1 pseudogene is annotated in these 338 nt (G+C 53.6%); it reads left to right on the forward strand.

The features are described 5' to 3' along the window. Positions 1 to 41: 41 nt before the first annotated feature. A pseudogene (locus DWZ47_RS10185) lies at positions 42 to 338 on the forward strand (mobilization protein); the annotation flags it as partial.

Below are 338 nucleotides of genomic sequence, written 5' to 3' on the forward strand. Positions count from 1 at the left end.
CGAAGGCTCGCCACAAGTCCACGCAGCAGTATTATCGGGATATACAGAAACTCTCCGACGACCTCAAAGCGGAAGTGGTGGATTTGCAACAGCAGAAAGAAACGGCACGGGAAGAACTAAGACGGGCGAAAAAAGAAATACAGACCGAGAAGCTGAAAGGGGCGGCAACCACCGCAGCCACCAACATCGCCGAGAGTGTCGGTTCTCTTTTCGGCAGCAACAAGGTCAAGACATTGGAAAAAGAGAACACCGCCCTGCATAGGGAGGTAGCCGACCACGAGGAAACCATCGAAGCCCTGCAAGATAGAATACAGACCATGCAGGCAGACCACAGCCGG

This window comes from Bacteroides sp. AF32-8BH (genome assembly GCF_003435205.1).
GTDB lineage: Bacteria > Bacteroidota > Bacteroidia > Bacteroidales > Bacteroidaceae > Bacteroides > Bacteroides ovatus.